The organism is Brevibacillus schisleri (assembly GCF_055685845.1).
Genome location: NZ_JBVNDM010000001.1, coordinates 518,112 through 543,441, shown reverse-complemented (window position 1 = coordinate 543,441; position 25,330 = coordinate 518,112). Strand labels below are relative to the sequence as shown.

The window sequence follows — 25,330 nt, the reverse complement described above, 5'->3', positions numbered from 1 at the left end:
AACGAAAAAGGGGCTGCAACGCAATGTATACGTTCGCATCCACCCTTCTCATCTACACAAGATCCAAAAATCCTGTAGGAATTGGCACCGCGACGTTCATTCGAAAATGAACCGGCTGCCGGGCTTCATAGGGCCTGTCCCTCCGCCTCTCTTGATAAGAAAGATATCTACGTATATTATGTTCGTTTTTTCTATTTCTTGTTGATACAAAACGGATTATATCCTTTTTGAAAATATCACGTCAATAGTAATAGCAGGAAAAAGTTTTTTAATCCATGACGCCGTTGCGGATGATGGTTGACTTTACGTGAAAGCGAAATGTCGCGTCTTTGAACATCTTTCTCCATTCAGCCTGCGTCATATTTGCCTTCCCTCTTCTATTTGAGCGATACACGATCCCGAAACCAGCGGGATCGACATTGAGATCCTGCAATTTGTGGACTACTTTCTGCAGTTCTTTTCCGAGCTCTTCTTCCAGTGCATGTTCCATGATTTTCATCAACCTGGCATTCTCTAGTTTCAGCGGGAGGGTTAATTCCAAAATCCGCGCATTTAATCGGATGTGAATATCAAAGATCGGGGGAGATACTTGGGTCAGCTCGATTTTTGAATGGCTGGAAATCGTATCAAAGACAAGCTGCACACGGTCTTTTTTACTTCCGCGATTCTTGGTTACCTCACCAAAAATATGAGCAGGGACAGAAGTATCGCCAATGCGGAATTTTCCATGCATGAGCTTGATTAAAAAGGCTTCCTTGGGTGTGATCCACCCTACATAACGCTCCCCTCGAAATAATGCGATCCCCTTGATTTGCAGCTCATTTCCCTTTCTTGCAATGAACGGCATGATCGGGTCGATTCCTTTGTCATAATAAGACCGAAAAAACTCATGCATAGTGGGAGACGGAATTTTTTCCCCTTCAATATTTTGCTCAATCATACGGTTTGACACTCCCCATGCCTAAAGGCGGGGGATTCTTGGGTAGTCACTCCTAACGGAGTGAATTTTACCAAGCTATCCCTGTGTGTCCCACAGTTTAGTTGACTACGCCAACAATCGAAGTCCTTCTTGCTCGATATTGATCGCAGCGTTTTGGTCACGATCATGTTGCACGCCACAGTGCGGGCATATCCAACTGCGCAAGTTGAGACTTTTCACTTCTTTGTTGCGGTATCCACAGTTTGGAGTTGAGCAGAGCTGGCTTGAAGGAAATTGTTTTCCAACAATAGAGACCTTTCTTCCATACCATTCTGCCTTATACTCCAACATCGTACGAAACATAGACCACGAAGCATCTGCAATGGATTTGGCTAACTTGTGATTTTTGACCATATTTTCCACTTGCAAGTCCTCCAAACAGATCACTTGGCTCTCGTTGATCAGCTTGGTTGACAGCTTATGTAGGAAATCGTTACGGGTATTTGCAATTTTTTCGTGGAGTATAGCTACTTTGGTACGCGCCTTGTTCCGGTTGTTGCTGCCTTTTTTTCTACGAGATTGAATCCGTTGCCACTTCGCCAGTTGTTTTTCATACTTGCGATAGTATTTGGGATTTGCCACCTTCTCACCAGTAGAGAGAATGGCGAAATCCTTGATTCCAAGGTCAATCCCAACTGTTCGTTCTACTTTTGGGAGTAAATTACTCTCTGTTTCACACAATACGGATACAAAGTATTTACCTGAAGGATTGCATCTAATCGTAGCCGATAGGATTCGCCCTTCCACTTCTCTGGATTTAGCAAACGATACCCATCCTAGCTTAGGAAGTTTGATGCGATTCCTTTCTATTTTGATGTTCATCTTGCATGTATAGGATTGCTTTGGGTTCTTCTTGCTCTTGAATTTGGGATAGCCTTTTTTCTCTTTGAAAAACTTTCTGTATGAGGAATCCAAATCTTTTAAGGTTGATTGCAGGGCAGTGGAGTCCACTTCTTTCAACCATTTGATTTCTTTTTTAAGTTGCGTGAGCAAAGCAGAGCAGTCGTTGTAATTCAGCGTTTTGTTTTCTTGTTCGTAAGCATCTTTTCGTTTCGCAAGAAAGTGATTGAATACAAAGCGAGTACATCCGATTGTCTTGTTGATGAGTGTTGCTTGTTCTTTGTTTGGATACAATCGAAATTTGTAGGCTCTATGCAAGTTCAATCATTCCTTTCTTTTTGAGACTCAATGTAGTTCTTAATCACATCGAGTTGCACCGTGCCAACCGTTGCTACAAAGTAGGAGTTTGTCCATAGCGAGGGAAGTCTACTTTTGAGATGTCTAAATTCCATCCGCAACACTCTAGAGGTATAGCCCTTCAAATGTTTTACCACTCGGTGGATTCCGAATTGCGGATCGCATTTGATGAGCAAATGAACATGATCAGGCATGATTTCCATTTCAACAACTTCCGCACGTAACTCCGCTACCTTTTCAAGAAGCAACTCTTTTAATCGAATGTCTACTGGCTCTTTCAAAACCTTTTTACGATACTTCGGACAGAAAACAACGTGATATTTACAGTCAAATACGAGATTGTGGTTACTTTCCGCTGATCTATTCAAAACCATCACCCATGGTTAATTATACCACTTCGTTAGATAGAGGGGAAATATCTAACAAAAAAGAACTATTTTTGTTTGCTCTTAGCACCCCCTACAGGGGATGCAGAGCAAAGTGCCTTATATCCCCATAGCTAAAGCAAGGGGTTTTACGGCACGAGTGATAATCCAATACAACGAATGACGTAGATTGAATCCGAACAAGCGCTTGAGACCTCGGGCAGAAGCCCACAAATACAGCATAATATTCGGCAAGATCACGAGAAGCCATAACGAAATGACAACCAGTTCAAACCTTTCCAGAATAGGGAGGTACACCATCTTTTGCATATTGAGTGTCGCCCAGATCGTTCTCATGAGCTGACCCTGACTAAAAAAGACCAGCGCCACAATCATGACAAACAAATAGATCAGATACGTTCACCAACACCGCCAACTGTACACTTTTGTGTACCCTCTCTTTATTTTGTACATAAGGATAGACAACGTAGAGAATCTCAAAGCCGGCACTGGTCAAAGACATGGCAATCATTCCATTGAAAAGGTTCTCCAAGCTGGTGTCCATGACAGGAAACAAATATTCCCACCTTGCAAATTTCAAAGGAAAATATAACTCAAATATCATCCATATCGTGACCATAAAGGAAAAAAACGCATAGCCTGCGATGACTCTTATCCCCCCTACGACTGTGTAAAACGCTAGAAACAGGATAATCCCTGACAGAACCCACGTAGGTAAATTCGGAAACATCCAGGTTTGGACAACTTCAATGTAGGTACGTAAAATGACTCCAGCGGACACAAAAAAATAGGTCAAATAAATGATGCTAATGGCTGTACCCAGCCACTTTCCATACAAATCTTCCTGAATTCCGTAAATATCCGCTGAGGGGTATTTTTGTAAGGTCTTGTTAATGGTCATCACCGTAAGATGAGTAAACAAAGCTGCGAGTATGACAGATATCCAAGCATCGTGCCCCGCTTCCCTGGCAATGATTCGTTGGAAGCCCAAAATGCCCATCCCTACCTGCGTGCCATGCACAAGAACCCCTGCAAGAAATGCCGTTATCGTATTATCCTTACTTACATCGATGTTGATCTTCATGGCCGCCTCGCTTACTCGTCAATGTCTTTCTTCTCTTTGGCTCTACCCCTGTCAAAGCGCGATATTCGTTTTGGGTTAAAAAACTTGAGACGTTCCGAAAGGGAGGATAAGGGAGCCCGTATAAAGCCATCCTTCCAATCTGAAAATCGCACGGGATAAATCGGATACATATACGGACGCCCCAAGCTGGTCTGGCGAAGCAAGTGACTGGCCAAAAAACTAAATCCGACCACAATGCCTAATGCACCTAGCACACCTGCCAGAAAAATCATCGGAAAACGAACCACCCGGATTGTAGAACCGATCATATAGCTAGGCGCAATAAAGGATGACAAAGCGCCGAGGGCAACGATAATAATCAAGATATTGCTCGTGAATCCGGCCTGAACGATAGCTTGTCCGATAACAATACCGCCCACAATACCAATCGTCTGACCGACCTTGGTCGGCAGTCTCGCTCCCGCTTCCCGCAAAAGTTCAATGATCAGCTCCATCAAGAGGGCCTCCCACAACGGCGGGAACGGTACCCGAGAACGTGATTGCGCGAGCGTCAGCTGGAACCATCTCCTAATGATAGGTCAAGGCTGCCACATAGATCGGCGTGAGGATCAGGGACAAAATCATGGCAAAGATGCGCATGAGCCTGTTGAAGGTAGCAAGACTCCAACGCAAGTAATAGTCATCTGGCGACTGAAAAAATTGCAACAGGGTGGTAGGCCCGAGCAGAGCAAATGGGCTCCCCTCCACGAGTACGGCAATCTGCCCTTGTCGCAAACCGTGTATAGCACGGTCTGGACGCTCTGTTTGCTGAAGAGTAGGGAATAATGATTTCTCATTGTCCGCGATATGCTGAGCCAGTATGGTGGAATCCAGACTGGTGTCTAATTCCAGATCATTAATCCGTTGACGTACCGTATTCACATTTTCCTCATCGGCCGTCCCACTCAAATACAGCATCGACACATTCATCGGTATGGTTTTCCCCACACTCAATCGTTCATGGAACAGTCTTGGGGTAGACATATATTTGCGAATGATACAGATGTTCACATTCAGCTCTTCTACAAAGGCGATCTGTGGGCCGAGTACAACAGTTTCGATTTCCGGCGCTTGAATGTTTCTGCCAACTGTGCCATCACTGGGGAACGCCAAGCCATAGGACGATTCCTCCACTCGAATAACAATATGACCGCTGAGTAAACGCTCAATGGCTTCCCCGTCATCGAAGACTCGGTTGCTGCTAGACACTCCCAGGTGCTGTGCAATCACTTCAATCCTGCTTTCTTCCAAACAAATCTCGCGCAGCTTCGGGATGAGTTCACTGTAAACAACCTTGGCGTCCGCCATAGTCGATAAATAGAAAAGGCGCACGCGGCCTTCTGGCTCATCGATTTGTTCAGTGACCAAGTCGCTTGTATGTGTAAACCAATTCTGTGCACTCTCCCGATCCATCGACACTGTCACCTCAGCACTTAGAAAATCATGGTTAGTCTTTCCTAAAAAACACAAAAAAACAGCACGCTTAGTTTTGCGTGCTGCTTTTCTTTTCTCCCACGGGTTGATCTGTTGCTTCTGTAGGAGGTGTGATTTTTTCTTGGATAAACGACTGAACCTGATCGACATCCGGAACCAGAACTGAACCTGCACGGTGGGACTCACGGAACATCCCCATTGGTGGCAATTGATAGTTACCTGGCTCTAACGTATTCAATTTTAATCCGAGTGCAGACAGCTTCAGCATGTCCACCGAACTAATATTGGTTTGAACATACGGTGTTACTTCCTTCAGAATTGTAGGAAGCTGCATCAGCGTCGTACCATTTTTCATCTGATCCACGACTGCCGTCATTAATTTCCGCTGACGCTCCGTCCGTGTATAATCGGAGGTCGCATCATGGCGGAAACGAACATATTGCAAAGCTTTGTCTCCATCCAGCTTTTGCAGACCTTTTTTCAGATTAATATCGTAGACACCTTTGTCTGTCGGGTCATGATAATACATATTTTTTTCTACATCGATCTGGACTCCACCTACTGCATCAATCAAAGCCTTGAAGCCTTCAAAGTCAGTAATGACGTAACGATCTACTGGAAGTCCAGTGAACTGACTAACCGTTTCCATTGCCAACTCAGGTCCACCTTCTACAATTGCAGAGTTGATCCGCGAGCTACCTCTACCGGGAATATCTACATACGTATCACGCAGGATTGAAAACATGTCATAACGTTTCCCCGTAGGATCGATGCTGACCAGCATCATAGAGTCAGAACGAGGCAGCCCGTTATTTTTCATTCCTCTACGGTCTACTCCCATCAGCAGGATATTGACACGTTCCTTGCCATCCCACTCTGGTATTTCCGCTGCTTTGGTGGAATTCCCACCACTAGGCGGTGCGATGTTAGGCTCTTGAATATTTTGAGCAAATTGATAAAAAGAGTATCCGTAATATCCAGCTGTCGTAGCTATCACGACAAGCAAAAGAAGCAACACTCGTTTCCATATTTTCATAAAGTCCACCTTTATTCTCTCTATCCTCAGTTGATGTCATCTCTCCACTTTGATTAGTATACTCGAATTTGCGGAAAGTGGAGCAGCCTTTATTTGGGTACCTGTGACATTGTAAACATTTTATTTTACAAAGTTTATAATATTCGTTATACTGTTCTTATCCTTACTGATAAGGGGTGCATTCGCGTGATATCACCGTCAGTTTTCCTCAATCGCTATCCACGTGAGGCCATTTTCTTCCTCATCGCCAGCTTTATTAACTCCTCCGGGAGCGCTTTTATGTGGCCACTTACTTCCTTATACGTACATACCATTTTGCAACGCTCGATGACAGAAGCCGGATTCGTCCTGATGATCCAATCTCTGGCTGGCATCTTCGGCCAATTCATCGGCGGATCGTTGTTTCATCGACTAGGTGCCAAGCGGCTTATTGTCGGCGCATTGATTTTTCAAGGTCTTATTCAATTTTCCATTCCTTTCGTTCAGAGTTGGCCTGCCTACCTGATTCTCATGATGGGGCTTGGCTTTACCTTCAACCTGTCGTTTCCAGCGATTCAGGCATTTATTGGTTTCCGCTGGAAGGAACAGCGTCGCGAATTATTTAACATCGTCTACGTCGGCAATAATTTGGGGATGGCAATCGGAACCGCGTTGGCTGGCGTCATTGCCACTTTATCCTTCCAGCTTACTTTTTGGTTCAACAGCACGAGCACCTTATTGTTTGCCTTGTTCTTCTTCCTTTTTATGAAGAATATATCCCATCAGGAGCTGATCGGAGAAAACCTGGAAGAACAGCAAAAGCATCGCGTGAAAAACAACTTTACCCTGCTATTCCGCTACCAATTGTACTTGTTTATGGCATTGGGCGCAGCATTGATTTTCTTTTCCAATACGGTATGGAATACAGGCGTTGCTCCTTATATTACCGAACAAGGCATGCCGCTGTCTTCGTATAGCTGGCTGTGGACCATCAACGGGATTATCATTTTTGCCGGGCAGCCTATCACGTCTTGGATCAAGCGGCTGTTGAATCAGAGCTTGTCTGCCCAACTCGTCGTCAGTGCCATCGCGTATGCTGTCGGTTTTGGGTGTATGCTTGTCTACCACGGTAGTTATTACGCATTTGTTGTCGGAATGGTTATCACTACATTTGGAGAAATGCTCATATCGCCGACTATCCCTACTTTTATATCGGAAAAAACCGGAGAGAATGCACCATTTTATTTGGGGGTCGTAGGGGCGATTACCACCGGCGGAAGGCTCTTGGGGCCGCTGGCTATGGGGTTTATGTATGACCATGGTGGCATTCATCCAACTTTGTTCTTGGCAACGCTTGTCTCTGCGGGTTCGGTCCTGCTCTGTCTGTTACACGCTTATTTTCATCGGGAAAATCGAGCAGAGGTTGCTAAATACTGATTTCAATTGCAAAGAAGCCGCCCGATCCTTTTACAGAATCGAGCGGCTTGTTCATTACACTACTTCTTTTCTCCCTTGATTGGCACTTCCCAATCGACTTTGTTCTCTTTTATTAGACGATCTAGCACAACTGATATTTCCTTCACATCTTTTTTCTCAAAGCGCACATCTAGCTTCCCTTCGAGTTTTATCGTACCATCTGGGTTTTCTTTTTTGTTGACCCTTAACCATACTAGTTCGGCATCATTCCCGTTTTCGTCCTTCACCGTCCATCGCTCTGGAAGTCCCACAATATCTTTGGCAAGAATGGCTTCCAATGGAATATCGAATGAGGTACCCTCATCATCATCTTCCATTTTGATCGATTGAAACGTGATTTGGTTCCCAGCTACATCCACTTTTTTTGGATTTTTCTCCAGTTCAGCAAGAGATAGCTTGGTTTGAGAAGAGACCTTCTCTCCTGTATAAACAGCATCGAGCTTCATTGTCAAGTTTTTTGCAGGGTCCAGCGGCATGTACGTATGGACAAAACTCGTACTTGGCTGCCACTTCTCTGTGAAGTCAACCGACGCGCCATGACTCATGCCTATGATATTGAGAGTGCTGTTCATTTCATCTGATTCGATCATATCATCCCATTTGCCCACTACAGTACCCTTTTCATCGATAAGCTCGTAACGAAAACCCTCCACTACTTTCTCATTCGGATTGCTGTTTGAAAACTCTAGCTGCGTAGCAGTGGGAAAGAAGCGCGCTTCTTTTAGCTCTACTGTTGCCCCTGTTGGCGTTTCTAGCTCCTTGTTCAACGCTACTGTTTTCATGGCTGCTTTTGCTGGTCGCATATCAATCGGGATATCGAAATTCCACGTGCCTTTCGTATCTGTCAGGCGCTTCACGCGCATTTCCAAAATCAATTCGTCCGGCATTGGATTCGCTTCATTAAAGAATTGGTCCATACCACCTCCGTAGCCGTAGGCGAAGTTTTCACCGTTCGGCAGCGGCAGCCACCCCAGCAATTCTGATTGATCATCTAATCGCTTGATTACTTTGCCATTTTTATCTTTCAGTCGAACTTCCCTGAATTCATTCACATTGTCGCTTGAAATGATCGAGAATTGATCCTTCCAGAACGAAGGAATTTTTTTGCCTGACTTGTCGGTCACCGAGCCTAGAATCATGATTCGCAACGGATCGGCTACAACCGCATTGATTTCCATCGTCAGCCCTTGGTCTGTCACCTTCATGTCAATCGGCTGTACAAAGCCGTTTTCTGCCGCTTTCTTCACGCCAATGTCTGTCTGCTTTTTGTCAAACAGGTTGACTGTTTGTTTCGCATTGTATGGCCCTTTTGTTACTGTTATCTCGCTCGGATTGATCGATGCATAGATCCCATTCATATAGCTCGCAAACGTAGGCGAAACTGCTGTTCCGAATGTTACTACCATAGCCAACCCTGCAACTGCAATCGTCGTTTTCTTCACAATATCCACACTCCGCTTTTTCCAATTTATTTGAACCGGTTGTTTTTGTATTGGTTTGAGTTTGAGTACGTTCATCGGGTAGGCGGGGAGCTTTTCCATGACATTTTGAATGGTTGCTTCAGTCTGCCAAAGATCTTCGCCTTCATCATCGGATGTATCCAGCTCATCGAGATATTTTTCAAACTTGATCTGGCACGCGCTGCATGTATCCAGATGCCGTTGTACGTCTTGTTTCACTCGCAAAGGAAGCTTGTCTTCCAAATACGCGTTTAGCATGGATGTATCCAAGCATGTCATAGGTGGAGGTCCCCTCCTTTCCCCGAATTCGTAATGGCATTTCTGAGCTTGGCCCTGCCTCTGGAAAGACGTGTTCGCACTGTACTAATGGGAACATCCAGCTCCTCGCTAATTTCCTCGTAGCTCAAAAATTGGAGGTAACGCAGTTCCAGGACGACGCGGTATTTGGACTCCAGGGTCATCATTCGATTTTGCAAAAAGACTTTCTGCTCTTTCGCAAGGTATTCGAGCTCAGGTGTATGACTGGTAGCCAGCTCAATCTCTGCTTCTGCAACCGGAATGGATCGTTTCCGGTTTCGCAGTTCATCGAAGCAATAATTGGTGGCAATCCTGTAGAGCCAGGCACCAAACTCATAGTTTTTGCTGTAGTCACCCAGATGGTAATACACCTTGATAAAGATCTCCTGAGCCATGTCCTGCTCAAGATGCGGCTGTCCGATCATCTTGCGAATGAGCAATCTGACCCTTTTGTTATATTTTTGTATGATCTGAGAATACGCCTCTTTGTTCCCTTGAAGGACCTCCTCAATGATCAGCCTGTCGTCCTGCATCTGTCTTCCTCCCCATATCAAAACCTGTATCGAGGGCTACAGGTTCAAAAAGGTACGCTGCGCAGCTATCACCTTTTTGCTTGTACACCTTAATACGACGGAAAATGGTGGAAAAAGATCGCAACTTTTTTGAAAACGGGAGATTTTTTCATACGAAAAAAGCTGCCGAGGGCATCTCGACAGCTAATGAAACAATGACAACGATATTCAGTTAGTTCTTTTTCTCACGGGTGGGCAGGTAAGCGACTTTCCATTGTCTTGCGGACCAAGTCCGATAATGTACGGTACCGCCACACGGCTCCACTCTACCGGATTTGGTGCGGTGTCCACATCTTCTGGTGAGCATGAACGGAGCATAGCCGTATCGATACTGCCTCCTGGATCAAGTGTCACGGCGGCCATTCCCTCAGGCAATTCGGCTGCCAATGATTGCGTCAATCCTTCGATGGCGAACTTCGAAGCGCAGTACGGCGATAAAAACGCTTCCCCATATCTTCCCCAGTATGAGCTGATATTGACGACGACTCCGCCATTTGCGTGCTGAATCATAAACGGTAAAAAGGCGCGAATCACATAGAAAACTCCATTCACATTGATGTCCATGACTCTCGACAACTCATTTGGCGCAAGACCAATGACTGGACTGTTCCGGTTTATAATAGAAGCGTTGTTAATCAACAGATCGGGAACGCCCACCTCGGCTCTGACTTCCTCTGCCCACTTTTCCACTTGCTCCATGACCGAAACATCGACAACAGAAAAATGATGCTGTTCTCCGAATTGCTGACGCAGTCTTTGCACCTCTTTTTCCGAACGACCGCAGCCTGCAACTGTCCAGCCTGCTTCGTGAAAACGCTCGACCATTTCCCTGCCCAAACCACGTGTCACGCCTGTAATCACTACCAGCTTGTTCATTTTCTCTCCCTTTCCATTATTATACTTATTAAATATTTTAGTATAATAATGAAAGGGAATCAATCCCAATAAACTTAAGTTTGGGCTGTAGTGTTGGGGAGGAAACAGGAGAAAACGCTCAGATTCTAGGGCCACCCACTGGGGGATTGACTGCACGACTCCATGCAAAAAGCGAAACCGCGTCCAAAGTAGTTCTTTCATGATGTGCTTTCAGAGGTGGACGCTTAAGAGCGTGTTTCGCTTTTTGCATTCCGTCTCGGTCGGTGTCCCTAAGATCTTCGCTGTTTTCTCCTGTTTCCTCTACGAGCTTTCCTTGTTGATCGGTTTTTAAATACCTTAAAAGAATGTAAAGATACCATCAGTAACGACAGAGAAGAATATTTCCAGGCGTAGCGACTTGTGGAGTCCTACCGAGCGGAGAAGGGATTCGCGGGCAAAAGAAACGCAACCGTGCCCATACGGCGTAGCGGCTACCACTTTTGCGTTTCCCCGCGAATCCCTTCGGAGCGGACAGTCTTAACCCTCAGATGGACGGAGCCTGGAGCCTAGACTGGAAATATTCTTCTCTTCACTACAGCCCCATTTCAAACGATTACTAACACCAAGTCCATCAAAAAAGACGCCCGTTACGGGGCTGTTGACAAAAAGGGTTAGGGACCCAATGCCCTAACCCTTTTGCCGTTTTTTCACTTATACGTCGTCGGATTGTTTTGTTTCGTAACCTGTGATTAGTTTGCTTTTATCATTCGTTTAATGTTAATTGCCATTGCAGAAAAGAGGCAGTGTTCGGATACATTTCGAATGCCTCTTTTGTATGTTTCTTTTAAGTTATGCTGCCTTTTCATTGTACCGAAGGTACCCTCGCACCATATTCTTCTTTGCCTTTGGATAACACTGTACTCTTGGCTTTGCTTCCTTGCTTGGTTGCGTTCTTTAGCCTCTTGGAATAATGGTCTTTCTATTGTTTTGCGAGATGCGGTTTGTCCAAAACATTGTTGGCGTAACTCACAGGACTTACAGTCCTTTGTTTGGGCAGCATAAATTTTGCTATAACTTTGTTTCCAACTGTGCCACTTAACATGAGTAAATTGAAGTGCCTTGCCATTCGAGCAATAATAGGCATCGTTCATTTCATCAAATGTAAATTGTACTGACCTTTCGGTCTGATCAATAACACCTTTTATCGGAGAGATATAACCGGTTATCTTTAAATTTTCTAATTCATGGTGTACTCCAGAGCGATCATACCCTTTATCTGCGCCTACTTTGCCAATATGTAAACCAAATTTCTCTTTTTGTATCTGTAATCGCTTTATAAATGGTTCGTGGTCATTCACATTAGCAGCCGTAACGTGTATATCAGTTATGATTCCATGCTTAACGTCCACACTGGTATGCGCTAAATAGTGAAATCCCTTGGGTTTATTAGGACGGTTCAATAAACCTGACTCCGGGTCTGTTGTGCTCTGTTTTACTTCCTTCTCAGGAGGAGAGGTTTTAGGTTTTCTTCCTCGTTTTTTCCTAGTGGGATCGTTATCTCTGTCTTTTTTAATTCTCCGTGCTTCCTTTTCTAGCTCTTCAAGGTACTCAGTAGGCTTTTTCTCCACTAAAACTTTTTCTGACCTATTAATCGATGCATTCGCTTTGATGTGAGTAGAATCAACAACAATTATTTCCCCAGTAACTAAACCAGTTCGAATACATTCCGAGACGATGTGATCGAAGATCTCCTGAAAAATATGACTTTCTTTAAATCTACGACGGCGGTTCTGGCTCAGTGTGGAATGATCGGGAACAGTGTCAGTTAAGTCCAATCCTAAAAACCATCGATAGGCCAAATTCACTTGGATTTCTTGTTCCAACTTCCTTTCGGAAGGGATGCCATAAAGATACCCGATAAGGATCATTTTCATTAACAAAACTGGATCAACTGAGCGACGACCTACAGGCGAGTATAAGTGTTGCACTTTCTCATAGATAAAAGAAAAATCAATCTTATTACGAACAACACGTAAAAAATGATTCTCGGGTACAAGATCATCCAAATTTAAGAACATAAACTGGTGCTGTTTGTCTCCATCGATTCCCATCATGAGATAGCCCTCCAAAATAAAAAGAACCGTATAGAAATGATTTCTACACGATTCCCAGAAACCCCTATCTCTACGGCAATTTGTCAACAGCCCCGTTACCGGGCGCCTCGTGATGTTTCGTACTTTCTTATTTGTAAGTGTCGTAAGCATTTGTCAACAAGCCAGCGATTGTTGCCAGTTCGTTGTTCTCGATTTGATGGCGCTCGATCATAGTCATGATTTTGCCGTCTTTCATGATCGCGAAGGATGGAGAAGACGGTGCATAGCCTTCGAAATACTCACGAGCTTTTGCTGTCGCTTCCTTGTCTTGACCTGCGAATACCGTGAAGATGTTATCCGGTTTTGTAGCGTGATTCAAGGAATGTACAACTGCTGGACGAGCGAGTCCTGCTGCGCAGCCACAAACCGAGTTCACGACAACAAGTGTCAGGCCTTTTGCATTTGGCAGTGCTTGCTCTACTTCTTCAGCAGTGCGAAGCTCTTGAAAACCGTTGCGAGTCAACTCATCGCGCATTGGTTGAATTACTTGGCTCATATATGCTTCATAAGACATCATTGGGCAACTCTCCTTTTTATCACGAAGTTCAACTTACTTATTATTATACCCCGACTGCGTCTACCCGAGAAAGCAGAAGCTACACTTCCATCAAAATGGTAAGAATCATCGGGTTACGGCCTGTTTTTTCATAAATGAACGGCTTGATCACTTCATTAATCTGTGACTTCAGCTCAGACCATTCCTTGATTTTCTTATCCAATGCTTCTTGCAGACGCCCACGAACGAGCTGTGTCGCTTCCTGAATCAAGGATTCTGAACCGCGTACGTAAACGAAGCCGCGGCTCACGATATCTGGGCCCGTCAAAATTTTGAAGTTCTTCATATCGAGGCTGACAACCACAACCATCAAGCCATCCTCAGCCAAATGCTTGCGGTCACGCAGAACGATATTGCCGACGTCGCCGATGCCACTTCCATCAATGAGTACAATCCCTGCTTGTACTTTACTGAGCCACGCTTTTTCGCGGTTGCAATTCAGCACTTCGCCGTTGTCCATAATAAAGATGTTGCTCTCCTCGATCCCAACCTGTTGGGCCAGTTTGGAGTGAGTCTTGAGCATCCGGTATTCCCCGTGGATCGGGATGAAATATTTCGGACGGATGAAGTTGAGCATGAGCTTCAACTCTTCGCTACTGCCATGACCCGATGCGTGAATATCAAATTCGTGACTCAATACCACGTTGGCACCTGCGCGGTACAGCTTGTCTATCGTGCGGCTTACGTTGATCGTATTTCCTGGAATCGGAGATGCAGAAATGATCACCGTATCTTCCGGATAAATGGAAACCGTACGATGCGAACCGGATGCAATCCGGGTCAGCGCTGCCATCGGCTCACCTTGACTACCTGTGCAAATAATCAGCACTTGGTTGTCCGCGTAGTTGTCGATGTGCTTAATATCAATCAGCATGCCCTCTGGCATCTGGATATAGCCCAGCTCTTGTCCAATCAAGAAAACCTTTTCCATACTGCGGCCAATAACCGCCACTTTGCGATTGCACTGCTCTGCAGCATCTACCACCTGTTGCAGGCGATGTACGTTGGAAGCGAAGGTAGCCAGAATGATGCGTCCACGCGCTTTGCGTACCACATCGAGAATTCCTTCCCCTACCGATCTCTCTGACATCGTAAATCCAGGACGTTCACTGTTCGTACTATCAGACAAAAGCGCCAAAACGTCGCCACTCGCACCAAAGCGTGCAATTTTTCCGTACTCCGTTGTTTGTCCGACTGGTGTCATATCAAACTTGAAGTCACCCGTGTGAATGACCATTCCCTCTGGTGTATGGAGCACAATTCCCAGAGAATCCGGAATACTGTGGTTCGTCCGGAAGAATGTCGCCTTCAGCTTCGCAAAAGGAATTTCCGTATCTTCCGAAATCGGAATCAGCTTCACTTCATTTTGCAAACGGTGCTCTTCCAGCTTCGCCTTGACCAAGCCCAGGGTCAGACGACCACCGTAAATCGGCACCTTGATTTGCCGTAAAATATAAGGAATCGCACCAATGTGATCCTCATGTCCGTGCGTTAACAAAAGTGCTTTGATCTTGTGCTGGTTGTCCACTAAATAGGAAACATCCGGGATAACCAGATCAATACCGAACATTTCATTCTCAGGGAATTTCACCCCGCAGTCAATGATGATGATTTCGTCCTCATACTCGACGCAGTACATATTTTTTCCGATCTCGCCGAGGCCGCCCATCGCGAAAATCTTAACGTCGCTCAATCTCTTTCCTCCTAACATCGTCGTGCATGATTATGGGAATCCGAACCAAGCATGCCATTCTTATTATATCACAACGTAAGACGTTCGTTTCACCCAGTCTTGTCTATTCCACACATTCATCTTCGGTCAATAATCGAATACTGATACTCCAAATCGGCAACTCGTTCATCGGTAACAGCACTAGCTCTCGCCCAGAAATCGTGCTTCGCATAAGAATCGCCTGTCCATACCTCCGTTATTTCTCCTGAAGAGAGCTGTAACGGTATGGCCTCGATCTCTTTTAATACGTTGCCGCTTTTGTTTTTCAATCGCAGCTTTAGATCGATCTCCAACGGCTGGTCCGACTGATTTCGTACCAGGATGAGACTTGTATACGGATACCCGACACAATTTTTGGTACACTCTTGTCTGCTGTATACGAGGGCGAGATCAATAGGCTTCTCATTGTCCATCTTCGCCTCTTTCCACTGGTCTTTTGCTTTTTGTACGACGATCACGTACTCCGCTTTCTTCAAAAAGGGACCCATCCCTAAAAAGGCAGCGGCAAAAAAACTAAACAAACCAAAAGCTGTGCATAGAAAAACGAGGTTCATCTTCCAAAACTGTTTTCTCATCGTGATCAAAAAGCCAATATACAGGAGAATACAAACAAACACCAACAGGATACAAAAATAGAAAAAGACCTCCAAATCAGACTCCGTAGGTAACACCGGAATGCCATACTTCACTTGCCAATATACATTCGCGGCAAAGCAGCCTCCGTAAATCAATACGGCTGAAGCAATCGTCAGCCCCCATTTTCTCCAGAAAGGAGGCTTTTGAAAAATCGCCGTAAGAACCCCCAACAAAACAGGAACGCCAAATAAGGGAATGAGCAAGTAATGCATCGAATACCCCCCGCACTTCATTGTCATTATTTTCTACGAATGATATTCCGAAAAGTCTTCAAAATACATGGCAAACCATTCGAAAAAGAGAGGGAATAGCAAGTGCAAGCCGTTCGTCGCCTATTTCGCTATCGGAACATGATGCCCCTTCTCTCCACCGTCCTTTTCCTGCTCATCTTTCAGCCGTTCCCTACCTATGCTCAACCTCCCTATGCAAAATGGGGCAGGCTCGCGATGCAGGAAACGATGAAGCGATATCCAAACGCTCAAATTGTGGACTACCTGCATGTCGGACGAAAACAAAAAACGCCCACCACGTCAGAAGAGACGTTTAAGCTCTTGCTTCAAGAAAGCAATCGCAGGTGGGCGTTACTCGTTCATATTGAATTCGTGAATCAAACAGAAGAGGTCGTAAATATCTTCTATGAGGAGACCCGCTAGTCAGCGAGCTGTACCATCTCTTTCATCATGACTTCCAGTTCCATGTTAGCTGCCATCCCGTACGCGCGACGCATGTTTCCCTCTCCATCCACAAGGAACATGCGAGCCGTGTGGGAATAGGAACCATCTGGCTCCTTAATGACCATCAGACCAAAATCCTTCGTCACTTTCTCTACAGCCTGAGCATCCCCGCGCAGGAACTTCCAGCCACTCTGATCTGCCTTGAACTTGGCTGCATAGTCCTGCAAGACTTCCGGTGTATCGTTATCAGGGTCAAAGGAAATGGAAACAAACTCCACTTTGTCTCCGAACAGTCCTTTTTCCTTCAACTGATCTTGCAGCTTGGCCATGTTGAACGTAGTCGCCGGACAAATATCCGGGCACTTGGTAAACATAAACTCTACCAGTCGTACCTTGCCAGCACTTGAATGAAATGTATAGGTTGTTCCGTCACTATTGTCCAAGGTGAAGTCCGCGATCGGCTTCAACACCTCGATCTTCTCTTTTGTCATGTAATTATAACCAAATACTCCGACGATAGCTAAAATGATAATACCGGCTAACACAGGAAACCAATGTTTCTTCATTGCAGATTCCTGCTGCAATTGTGCTCCTTCACTCATCGGTTGCTTCCTCCCTGCTTGTCCCATGTGTGATGCCTCCTGATTACACTCGGGAGGCATTCACACTGTTTCTATCACGTTTATTGTTCCACTTCACCTGGCCATGCGAGCATGCCGCCAACCATATTCGCCACGTCATACCCTTGTGCACTCAAATACTCTGTAGCTGTATTGCTTCTGGCACCACTGCGGCAAACCATCACAATCGGAATGTTCTTATCCAGCTCATCGATACGATGTGGCAAAAAGCCAAGTGGGATCAGCTTTGCCTCTTTAATGTGACCTGCATTCCACTCATCTACTTCACGTACATCAATGACTTGCAGTTCCTCTTTGGCTTCCAGCTTTTCCAACAGCTCTTGTGGTGTCATTTCCTTTACTCCATGGCTCATCGCTATTTATCCTCCTATATGTACGATCAGATCAGTTGTAACCACCTCCATGATATCACACGCTTTTTTACTTTTCTAACGCGAAGAGCACTTGGCTTCACCCTGCATTCATGCTCCCTATTTTCTACCATTATCTCCTATTTCACTGCGACAGTAGCCCCACGGGATGTGAACAGCTTGAGACAAAACCGTTACAAATTAATGGCATGAGTAAACCACCTTCATTCATATATACACAAAAACCTCCCTGATAACTGTATATTGCACATTGACAGCATGGTTTTATTTTCATACAATTACGACAACAATTATTTTCATCAAGAGCGGTGGAGGGACAGGCCCTACGAAGCCCGGCAACCAGCAGACTAGCTGCATGGTGCCAATTCCTGCAGAATCCAGTGATTCTGAGAGATGAACACAAGCCCGTGCATGATCGGAGCCTTCTTCTTCTCAGGAGAAAGCTCCGTTTTTTATTCGCCGATTTCCCATAGTAAAAGGAGAGATGGACATGTCCGATCAACAACAATGGAAGCCAGAAACACTTGCGGTACACGGTGGGCAAGAGGTTGACCCTGTAACAGGCTCACGTGCTGTTCCGATCTATCAGACGACCTCCTATGTTTTCCGCGATACGGAGCATGCAGCCAACCTGTTTGGCTTAAAAGAGTTTGGGAACATCTATACACGCATCATGAATCCCACACAGGATGTATTTGAGAAGCGTGTTGCCCTGCTCGAAGGTGGTGTTGGTGCACTCGCGACCGCATCCGGGCAGGCTGCCATTACATTCGCCATCTTAAATATTGCACATGCGGGTGACGAGATTGTCGCTTCCAGCAGCCTCTACGGCGGTACCTACAACCTGTTCGCCCACACTCTTCCCCGCCTCGGTATCAAGGTTCATTTTGCAGATCAATCCAATCCGGAAAATTTCCGGACCTATATCAATGAAAAGACAAAAGCCGTGTTTTGCGAGACAATCGGCAACCCGCGCATTGATGTCGCTGATATCGAGGCGATCGCCAATATCGCTCACGAGAATGGTGTGCCGTTGATCGTGGACAACACCTTTGCGACTCCGATTTTGTGCCGTCCTTTTGAGCACGGGGCCGATATCGTCGTGCACTCCACCACCAAATTCATCGGCGGCCACGGAACAGCAATTGGCGGTATCATCGTAGACTCAGGAAAATTCGACTGGAACAACGGAAAATTCCCAGGTCTGACTACACCAGATCCAAGCTACCATGGCGTCGTCTATACAGAAGCAGTCGGTCCGCTTGCCTATATTATCAAGGCACGTGTCCAGCTCCAGCGCGATATCGGAGCAGCAGTCGCTCCGATCAACTCCTTCTTGTTCCTGCAAGGATTAGAAACTCTGCATCTGCGCATCGAGCGGCATAGCCAGAACGCCTTGGCAGTAGCCCAGTTCCTCGCCAATCACTCTGCGGTAGAGTGGGTGAGTTATCCGGGATTGGAGTCAGACTCCCAGCGTGAATTGGCCCAAAAATATTTGCCAAAAGGGGCTGGCGCGATCCTGACCTTTGGCATTCGCGGTGGCGTTGAGGCAGGAAAAACATTGATCGAGTCAGTGAAGCTGTTCTCCCATCTCGCAAATGTCGGAGATTCCAAGTCACTCATCATTCACCCAGCGAGCACAACACATCAGCAGATGACAGAAGAAGAGCAGGCAGCAGCCGGAGTGACTCCGGGACTTATTCGTCTCTCAGTCGGCACAGAAGCGATCGACGATATCCTCTCTGATCTGGAACAAGCACTGCAGCGTGCGTTGCAATTATCCACGGTTGGTTAACCCTACCTTTACAGAAAGAAGAGTCACATAATCTCTTTGGATAGAGATTTGTGATTCTTCTTTTCCTTTCCTCATTTCGCTCTAAAAATATTGAATTTTAAATTCGATTTTTATAAAATACATAATCATGTACAAATTTTGGAAGGATGATCACATGAAGATTTTGAACATTGGCAGTGAACGAACGACCTATCGGGTCGAGATCTCGTATTCTCCTTTATTCGAAGCTGCCTTAGGAATCGCTGCCGCTACCTACGACCAATTGCATCACACGATGGAACACCCTCCTGCCTACTGGCGCCAACTGTTGGACGAGCTATCACCTTCTGTACGGCAAGAGGTCGACTATGCGAAGGAGCACAACACGTGGAAGACGCTTTTGCAACTGCTCGACCTTTGCCCTTTCGCTGATCTGGATTCCTTTCTCTCGTATGCCAGAGAGCTCTCAATCGAACAGCTCCGATACGAAGCCCTCCCTTATCTCGGTGAAAATAGGCAGGAAGCACGGCGGAAGGCTGCACGAGGAAGCAAGGATGATTGCGCCGTTTTACAGGAAGCGTGCAGCACACATCTCTTTTTTGAATCGTATATCGAACATATTACTTCCGTTGATGGAGAAGTGCTGCGGAGTCATATTCTCGGATTGATGGAAGGCTGGTATACCACTCACATCAAGCCACATGAGGGAAAAATCGTTCGCATGCTAGAACGGGATTGGGCGCAAAAGCAAAACAAGCTAGGAAAGCTCAACCCCGAAGCCTTGGTTGAGTATGCAACGGGATCGAGCTACCTCCCAGAGCCTGCCGTGGCACGCGTACTGCTAATCCCGCAAGCGATCTACCGCCCATGGACCGTACAGGCCGATGCTGTCGGTACGAAGATTTTTTATTACCCTGTTGCCGACGAAAATTTGCACGATGCTGTAGATCCTTATCAGCCACCCCCATCACTGGTGCAAGCCTTAAAAGCACTCGGAGATGAGCACAGGCTACGCATGGTCAAAATGCTCGCAGAAAATGACCTGAGCCTGCAAGAGATAACCGATCAACTCTCAATGGCGAAATCGACAGTACACCATCACCTATCCATGCTGCGGTCTGCCCATCTCGTGGAAACAGCAGGCTCCCGTTACAGACTCCGCCGTCATACGCTGGACAAGCTTCCTCTGTTATGGGATGAATTCCTGCACAGGAGCACCCCATGAGCCAAACCGCTGTACAAGCCTCTGTCTGGCAGCAGCGTTCTTATCGTTGGATTGTTTTCGGTCAGCTCATTTCAGAACTCGGCGCCTCACTCGGTACCCTCGCCAATAGCTGGTTAATCTATCAGGCAACAGGCTCACAAGGTGCGGTCGGACAGATGTGGCTGCTGTATTTCGTGCCGTCGCTCGCCATTCAGTTGGTAGCCGGACCGTACATCGACCGATTCGATAAAAAGCGTGTCATGCTTTTTTCTCAATGGATGCGAGCTGCTGCCTTTTGTTTGTCCTTTGCGGTCATTACTTCCGGGACGGAATCGCTCTGGCCGCTGTATTTCACTGCCCTGATCAACGGTCTCGTTCAACCGCTGTATGTGCCAGCCAGCCAGTCGCTCCTCCCAGCTCTGGTCAAAAGAGAGCAGCTCCTCCAAGCCAATGCCTACTTGGATAGTGTCCTGCGCATTGCCTTGATAACAGGTCCGCCATTGGCTGGGATTCTCGTAGCGAGTATCGGCGGTGAGTCCGTACTCGCATTGGTCGCGATCAGCTATGCACTCAGCGGTTTTTTTCTGGTTCTTTGTCCACTCGCCCCAGCGGATACCGCCAACAAGAAGCAATCGTGGTTCGTCATGTTTAAGGCTGGTCTTGCGGTTTTTTGGCAGAAGCCCCTTCTACTCTGGCTCGGTCTGTACTCGGCTCTCGTCCAATTTGCTGTCGGAGTCACACTCGTACTAAACCTGCCTTTTGTAGCCGGCGAGCTGCAAGGCACCTCGTTTCATGTAGGCTTGTTTTTGGCTGGCTATCCGTTGGGATATTTCTTCGGCTCATTGCTCGTGCCTCGCTTCCGTAGCAGCCCTGGACAGCCCCTGATCATGTTGGGGTCACTGGTACTAGGTGGCTTGAGCTTTGTTGCAATAGGCTTTACCCATGACATCTGGCTTGCCATCACCATCGAACTACTGGCTGGTCTGTTTGCTCCCTTTTTCCAGGTACATAGCACAAGCCTGTATCAGCTTCACGTTCCTTCCGAGCTAATGGGGCGTGTACTGTCTGTCCGCTTGCTCATCGTGCGTGCGACGATGCCCGTCGGTATTTGGCTTGGCGGACAGCTGAGCGATCAGGTAGGGATTCGCCCTCTTTACATCTCTGTAGGGGCCGTCATCGTGCTCGCCGCGCTTACGGGATTATTATTTCGAAAATTTGTAACTAACAGGATATTCCATATATAATAAAAACCGTATGACTCCTCAATTTTGAATGGGAAAAGGAGAATTTTCATGACTCATCCGACATTGGATAACCTTCAGCATGCTATCAGCAGCGTCATCGTGGGCAAGGAAAGTCAGATCCGCCTATTGGTAACGGCCTTGCTTGCCCGTGGTCACGTATTGCTGGAGGACTTGCCCGGAATGGGAAAAACCGTGCTTGCCAAAACATTGGCGCAAGCGATTGGCGGCTCTTACAACCGCCTGCAATTTACTGCGGATCTACTGCCATCCGATGTCGTCGGTCTTCACGTATTCAATCAACGAACAAGTGAATTCGAACTTCGAAAGGGACCTGTTTTTGCGGATGTCTTGCTTGCAGATGAAATCAACCGGGCCACTCCCAGGACTCAATCCGGTTTGCTGGAATGCATGGAGGAACGCCAGGTTACGATTGAAGGCGTTACCCTGCCACTCCCATCGACCATGCTGGTTATCGCTACCCAAAATCCGATTGAATCGGAAGGGACCTATCCGCTGCCGGAAGCACAGTTGGACCGCTTCCTTTTCAAGCTGTCTCTTGGCTACGGTACACGAGAGGATGCCAAAGAAATTTTGCGGAGGTTCCGCAGCAGCTCCCCATTAGAGGCGGTCGAGCCGGTCATCACTGTCGACCAAATTGCGGCTCTGCAACGCGAGGTTACGACTGTTCACGTCAGCCAACCGGTGGAAGACTATATCATCGAACTGACGGAAGCGACTCGCCAGCATCGCTCGGTTGAGGTGGGCATCAGTCCGCGCGCCATGCTCGCCCTGTTGCGATCCGCCCAAGCTTACGCGTTCGTTTCTGGTCGTACTTATGTCTTGCCGGATGATGTAAAAGTGGTGTTCCCAAGTCTGACAGCTCACCGCATCCGCCTGTCCATGGAAGCAGAGCTGCACGTGACGGAGCAGGAAGTCGTGGAGCAAATCTTGACCAGCGTCCCCGCTCCCGTCGAAGAAAGCGTGTAGTGCTATGATCACCAAGCAAACCTTTCACGTAATCGGTTTTGTCTTACTGCTCTTCGCCGTTTTTTCCGGGCATTGGTTTTTCTTTCTGTTTGGGGGCTTTTTCTTTTTTCTCCCCGCTGCACAAGACTGGTGGGCCAAGTCCATGTCCAAATGGGTGTCGCTCGATTGGTCCAGTGATCAAACGCGCGTCCTGTCAGGGACACCCGTGCACATTACAGTTCAATTGCACAATCGTTCATGGCTGCCTTTACCTGCTACCTGGCTTCGTTTCACACTGCCGGAGCATGTCGCGGTGGAAGGTGCAGACGAGGTGCGAATCCTCAATCATCGGACGAGCGTTCGCCTGCGGTTTGATCTGCCGATGCGGCAAAGTGCCACACGCACCTTGACTCTCATCCCAAACAAACGAGGCACAGTCTGGCTGACGGATGTTCAATCCGAGACATTGCCATTACTGGGCGAGGAGCCTACCGCCATGACACTGTCGGTTTCCTTTTCCTTGCTGGTCTATCCGCTGCCTCTTGCGCTTTCTCCCGTCGTCCTCGCTGAATCGGAGCCGGACGGGAATCGGCTTTCTCGTCAGCGCCAACAGGATGATGTCACTTTTCAGCGTGGTGTTCGGTCGTACATGCCAGGCGACCGTTTCAAGCACATCCATTGGAAGGCAACCGCCAAAACAGGCTCGCTCGAGACGCGTCTTTTCGAGTTTACAGCCCAACCAAACTGGCGAATCGTCGGGCATATCCTGCCCTCCTATGAACCAATGATGCAAAAGTATAACGATATCACCAATGAACGGACGATCTCCTGTCTTGCGGCTTTGGCTGGCCTGTGCAGGAGAAAATCGGTCGGATACGAGCTGTACCTCACCGTGAAGCAACGAGGACGTGAGCATTTTCATTTGCCTGCGGGAAGTGGCAAGGCACACCACTTGCACGTCATGACCCAACTGGCGCAAATCCACCATTTTGTGACAACGCCACTGGCGCCTGTTCTACGCCGGTTAGAGGGAGCACATGGGAAGGAGGCTATTCTCATTGTGACACCACGAATGGATTCATCCGTCCAAGCCTCTGCGGAGCGCCTTATTCAATGCGGTCATCAGGTTGCGGTACTGGACATTTCTTCTGACCCTGTCATCATCCAGCGCTTCCAGCATGCTCGCCTGAAAAAAAGGAGCGTGATGATGGGATGACACTCTCGTTGATAAGTCGCTGGACGCTCGCGTTTTGGCTAGAGGCCATGCTGACGGGCGTTTTCCTGGTATTGTTTGGGTATATGACAGCAGGCTTTGGTCAACTGCTCACGTTTTGCTTAGTCGCAGCGACCCTGCTCATGGCGGGGGGCTGGTTGTACTATGGTGGTGGCAGTCGATTTATGCTCCATCTGTTGCTGTATCCCCTTGTGTTTTTCGTAGGAATGGGCAGCTTCTATCTCTACGATTCTTGGCTCATCGCGCTTGTACTGGCTGCTGTTTATTTTTGGAGAGTACAAAGCGCTGCATCGAAAGGGTATCGGCACGACAGCCTGCAACGCAGATTTGTTCTGGCGCTGATGGCGGGCCTCATGCAGCTCGCGATAGCAGTACTCTACACCTCCAGCGTTGCCCCAGGTTCCTATACACTCGCAGCCTCTTTTTCCATGCTTGTCTTCATCACTCTCAGCTATATGTTGGTGGCGATTGTGGCGTTCGTGCTGCGGGAAGGATCACTCTCTACGAGGCTACCTGCTCGCATTAGCTTGCTACTCGGCAGTCAAGTGCTTGGCACTCGTATTCTTTTGATCGCAGGCTATTTGGCTGTCAGCTCTATCGTATTTGGTCTTATCTATTGGATTTGGAGTTGGATAAAAGGACCTGTCAGCGATGGGCTGTATACGCTCTTTGAGCCAGTGCTTATTTTCATTGTGGAATTGTTTGAGCAATTGTACGAGAAGGCGAACCAAAAACAGGCAAACATGCAGATACTCATGGAAAGTACCGGACAAAAACCAGATCATCCTGCGGTACAGATACAGCTCGGAGAATCACTCTTTTCTATTCTGCAGCCGTACTTAATCATTGCCTTCATCCTCGTCTGTGTGATCCTGCTCGGCCGATATATATGGAAAAGGCGCTTCAAGGGGACGATTTCGCTCGAAAAAGAAGTGGCGGCTGCACAAAACACCATATTGACCACTGTCCCTCCCTCTTCCAGTGAAGAAAACGCAGAAAATGGCTCTGCCAAATGGTTCAAACAGCCAGTCGGCCCTGAGGATGATCCCACTAGGTACGCCTACTATCAATTCCTTGTCCTCATGGAGAAGCAAGGAGTGCCAATCGAGCTGCATGAGACACCCCAAGAGTTTTTCAATCGCCTGCGCGAACAGCCCTTGCTAGATGCAGATCAGCTGGATGCAGTCGCTCGCATCACCCGTTACTATCAGCAATATCGCTATCAGGAAAAGTCGCTTCCCGAAGCGGATTTGACAGCCATGCAGCAAGCTGTGCAGACGCTCGGCGCTCGTTTCTCTGAGACGTAATACCTCCCCACAACCACGTGCTATGCGTTAGCCGTGGTTGTTTT

Annotated in this window: 25 protein-coding genes and 2 riboswitches; of the genes, 8 read left to right on the top strand and 17 right to left on the bottom strand. The window is 47.1% G+C overall.

The window, feature by feature from the left end; all coding sequences use genetic code 11:
• Nucleotides 1–45: 45 nt before the first annotated feature.
• Nucleotides 46–161: riboswitch (SAM riboswitch) on the bottom strand.
• Nucleotides 162–268: 107 nt separating this feature from the next.
• From ACUUHJ_RS02845 to ACUUHJ_RS02810, 8 genes are all read right to left on the bottom strand, one after another.
• On the bottom strand, nt 269–940 hold the full coding sequence (locus ACUUHJ_RS02845; protein WP_472298219.1) for a Ger(x)C family spore germination C-terminal domain-containing protein: 672 nt from the start codon (nt 938–940) through the stop codon (nt 269–271).
• A 105-nt stretch (nt 941–1,045) separates the two neighbouring features.
• Entirely contained in the window at nt 1,046–2,137 is a 1,092-nt protein-coding gene (gene tnpB / locus ACUUHJ_RS02840) for an IS200/IS605 family element RNA-guided endonuclease TnpB (protein WP_472298218.1), read from the bottom strand.
• Between the two features lie 2 nt (nt 2,138–2,139).
• A complete protein-coding gene (gene tnpA / locus ACUUHJ_RS02835) occupies nt 2,140–2,550 on the bottom strand; it encodes an IS200/IS605 family transposase (RefSeq protein ID WP_289678032.1) in 411 nt (136 codons plus the stop codon).
• A 111-nt stretch (nt 2,551–2,661) separates the two neighbouring features.
• Nucleotides 2,662–2,898, bottom strand: a complete 237-nt coding sequence (locus ACUUHJ_RS02830) for a GerAB/ArcD/ProY family transporter (RefSeq protein WP_472298217.1) — start codon at nt 2,896–2,898, stop codon at nt 2,662–2,664.
• Nucleotides 2,899–2,911: 13 nt separating this feature from the next.
• Nucleotides 2,912–3,646, bottom strand: coding sequence for a GerAB/ArcD/ProY family transporter (locus ACUUHJ_RS02825; RefSeq protein WP_472298216.1), 735 nt, complete (start codon nt 3,644–3,646; stop codon nt 2,912–2,914).
• 11 nt (nt 3,647–3,657) lie between these two features.
• The gene (locus tag ACUUHJ_RS02820; RefSeq protein ID WP_472298215.1) at nt 3,658–4,140 is read right to left on the bottom strand and encodes a spore germination protein; all 483 of its coding nucleotides are present in this window, start codon (nt 4,138–4,140) and stop codon (nt 3,658–3,660) included.
• 73 nt (nt 4,141–4,213) lie between these two features.
• Nucleotides 4,214–5,098, bottom strand: a complete 885-nt coding sequence (locus tag ACUUHJ_RS02815) for a spore germination protein (RefSeq protein WP_472298214.1) — start codon at nt 5,096–5,098, stop codon at nt 4,214–4,216.
• A gap of 70 nt (nt 5,099–5,168) precedes the next feature.
• A complete protein-coding gene (locus ACUUHJ_RS02810) occupies nt 5,169–6,155 on the bottom strand; it encodes an LCP family protein (RefSeq protein WP_289675921.1) in 987 nt (328 codons plus the stop codon).
• A gap of 186 nt (nt 6,156–6,341) precedes the next feature.
• On the opposite strand from ACUUHJ_RS02810, the gene ACUUHJ_RS02805 reads away from it, so the two are divergent.
• Nucleotides 6,342–7,571 (top strand): MFS transporter, encoded by a 1,230-nt coding sequence (locus tag ACUUHJ_RS02805; RefSeq protein WP_472298213.1) that lies wholly within the window; start codon nt 6,342–6,344, stop codon nt 7,569–7,571.
• 59 nt (nt 7,572–7,630) lie between these two features.
• Here ACUUHJ_RS02805 and ACUUHJ_RS02800 read toward each other — a convergent pair whose 3' ends face one another.
• The 7 genes from ACUUHJ_RS02800 to ACUUHJ_RS02770 form a co-directional block, all read right to left on the bottom strand.
• Entirely contained in the window at nt 7,631–9,349 is a 1,719-nt protein-coding gene (locus ACUUHJ_RS02800; RefSeq protein WP_472298212.1) for a DUF4179 domain-containing protein, read from the bottom strand.
• Nucleotides 9,346–9,900, bottom strand: a complete 555-nt coding sequence (locus ACUUHJ_RS02795; protein ID WP_472298211.1) for an RNA polymerase sigma factor — start codon at nt 9,898–9,900, stop codon at nt 9,346–9,348. The genes ACUUHJ_RS02800 and ACUUHJ_RS02795 overlap by 4 nt, the downstream gene beginning before the upstream one ends.
• A 207-nt stretch (nt 9,901–10,107) precedes the next feature.
• Complete coding sequence (locus tag ACUUHJ_RS02790) at nt 10,108–10,815, bottom strand: SDR family oxidoreductase (RefSeq protein WP_472298210.1); 708 nt, start codon at nt 10,813–10,815, stop codon at nt 10,108–10,110.
• Between the two features lie 728 nt (nt 10,816–11,543).
• Nucleotides 11,544–12,908, bottom strand: coding sequence for an IS1182 family transposase (locus tag ACUUHJ_RS02785; protein ID WP_472298067.1), 1,365 nt, complete (start codon nt 12,906–12,908; stop codon nt 11,544–11,546).
• A 127-nt stretch (nt 12,909–13,035) separates the two neighbouring features.
• Nucleotides 13,036–13,464: a BrxA/BrxB family bacilliredoxin gene (locus ACUUHJ_RS02780; RefSeq protein WP_012684201.1), complete on the bottom strand. Its 429-nt coding sequence runs from the start codon at nt 13,462–13,464 to the stop codon at nt 13,036–13,038.
• 79 nt (nt 13,465–13,543) lie between these two features.
• On the bottom strand, nt 13,544–15,214 hold the full coding sequence (rnjA, locus tag ACUUHJ_RS02775; RefSeq protein WP_016740823.1) for a ribonuclease J1: 1,671 nt from the start codon (nt 15,212–15,214) through the stop codon (nt 13,544–13,546).
• A 98-nt stretch (nt 15,215–15,312) separates the two neighbouring features.
• Entirely contained in the window at nt 15,313–16,083 is a 771-nt protein-coding gene (locus ACUUHJ_RS02770) for a hypothetical protein (protein ID WP_289675913.1), read from the bottom strand.
• A 102-nt stretch (nt 16,084–16,185) separates the two neighbouring features.
• On the opposite strand from ACUUHJ_RS02770, the gene ACUUHJ_RS02765 reads away from it, so the two are divergent.
• A complete protein-coding gene (locus tag ACUUHJ_RS02765; protein ID WP_289675912.1) occupies nt 16,186–16,524 on the top strand; it encodes a YqzG/YhdC family protein in 339 nt (112 codons plus the stop codon).
• Here the strand turns inward: ACUUHJ_RS02765 and ACUUHJ_RS02760 are convergent.
• Nucleotides 16,521–17,174 (bottom strand): SCO family protein, encoded by a 654-nt coding sequence (locus ACUUHJ_RS02760; RefSeq protein WP_289675911.1) that lies wholly within the window; start codon nt 17,172–17,174, stop codon nt 16,521–16,523. The genes ACUUHJ_RS02765 and ACUUHJ_RS02760 overlap by 4 nt on opposite strands.
• 53 nt (nt 17,175–17,227) lie before the next feature.
• Nucleotides 17,228–17,539, bottom strand: a complete 312-nt coding sequence (locus tag ACUUHJ_RS02755; protein WP_007721173.1) for a rhodanese-like domain-containing protein — start codon at nt 17,537–17,539, stop codon at nt 17,228–17,230.
• Nucleotides 17,540–17,850: 311 nt separating this feature from the next.
• Nucleotides 17,851–17,957, top strand: a riboswitch (SAM riboswitch).
• 90 nt (nt 17,958–18,047) lie between these two features.
• Between ACUUHJ_RS02755 and ACUUHJ_RS02750 the strand changes: the two genes are divergently transcribed.
• The 6 genes from ACUUHJ_RS02750 (at nt 18,048) to ACUUHJ_RS02725 (ending at nt 25,286) form a co-directional block, all read left to right on the top strand.
• Entirely contained in the window at nt 18,048–19,352 is a 1,305-nt protein-coding gene (locus ACUUHJ_RS02750) for a homocysteine synthase (protein ID WP_472298209.1), read from the top strand.
• A gap of 154 nt (nt 19,353–19,506) precedes the next feature.
• Nucleotides 19,507–20,556 carry an ArsR/SmtB family transcription factor gene (locus ACUUHJ_RS02745; protein ID WP_289675909.1) on the top strand — a complete coding sequence of 350 codons (1,050 nt, stop codon included), beginning with the start codon at nt 19,507–19,509 and terminating at the stop codon, nt 20,554–20,556.
• Entirely contained in the window at nt 20,553–21,779 is a 1,227-nt protein-coding gene (locus tag ACUUHJ_RS02740; RefSeq protein WP_289675908.1) for an MFS transporter, read from the top strand. Before ACUUHJ_RS02745 ends, ACUUHJ_RS02740 begins: the two co-directional genes overlap by 4 nt.
• Before the next feature lie 48 nt (nt 21,780–21,827).
• Entirely contained in the window at nt 21,828–22,766 is a 939-nt protein-coding gene (locus tag ACUUHJ_RS02735; protein ID WP_289675906.1) for an AAA family ATPase, read from the top strand.
• A gap of 4 nt (nt 22,767–22,770) precedes the next feature.
• Nucleotides 22,771–23,961, top strand: coding sequence for a DUF58 domain-containing protein (locus ACUUHJ_RS02730; RefSeq protein WP_472298208.1), 1,191 nt, complete (start codon nt 22,771–22,773; stop codon nt 23,959–23,961).
• Nucleotides 23,958–25,286 carry a DUF4129 domain-containing protein gene (locus tag ACUUHJ_RS02725; protein WP_472298207.1) on the top strand — a complete coding sequence of 443 codons (1,329 nt, stop codon included), beginning with the start codon at nt 23,958–23,960 and terminating at the stop codon, nt 25,284–25,286. Before ACUUHJ_RS02730 ends, ACUUHJ_RS02725 begins: the two co-directional genes overlap by 4 nt.
• The last annotated feature ends 44 nt before the right edge of the window (nt 25,287–25,330 follow it).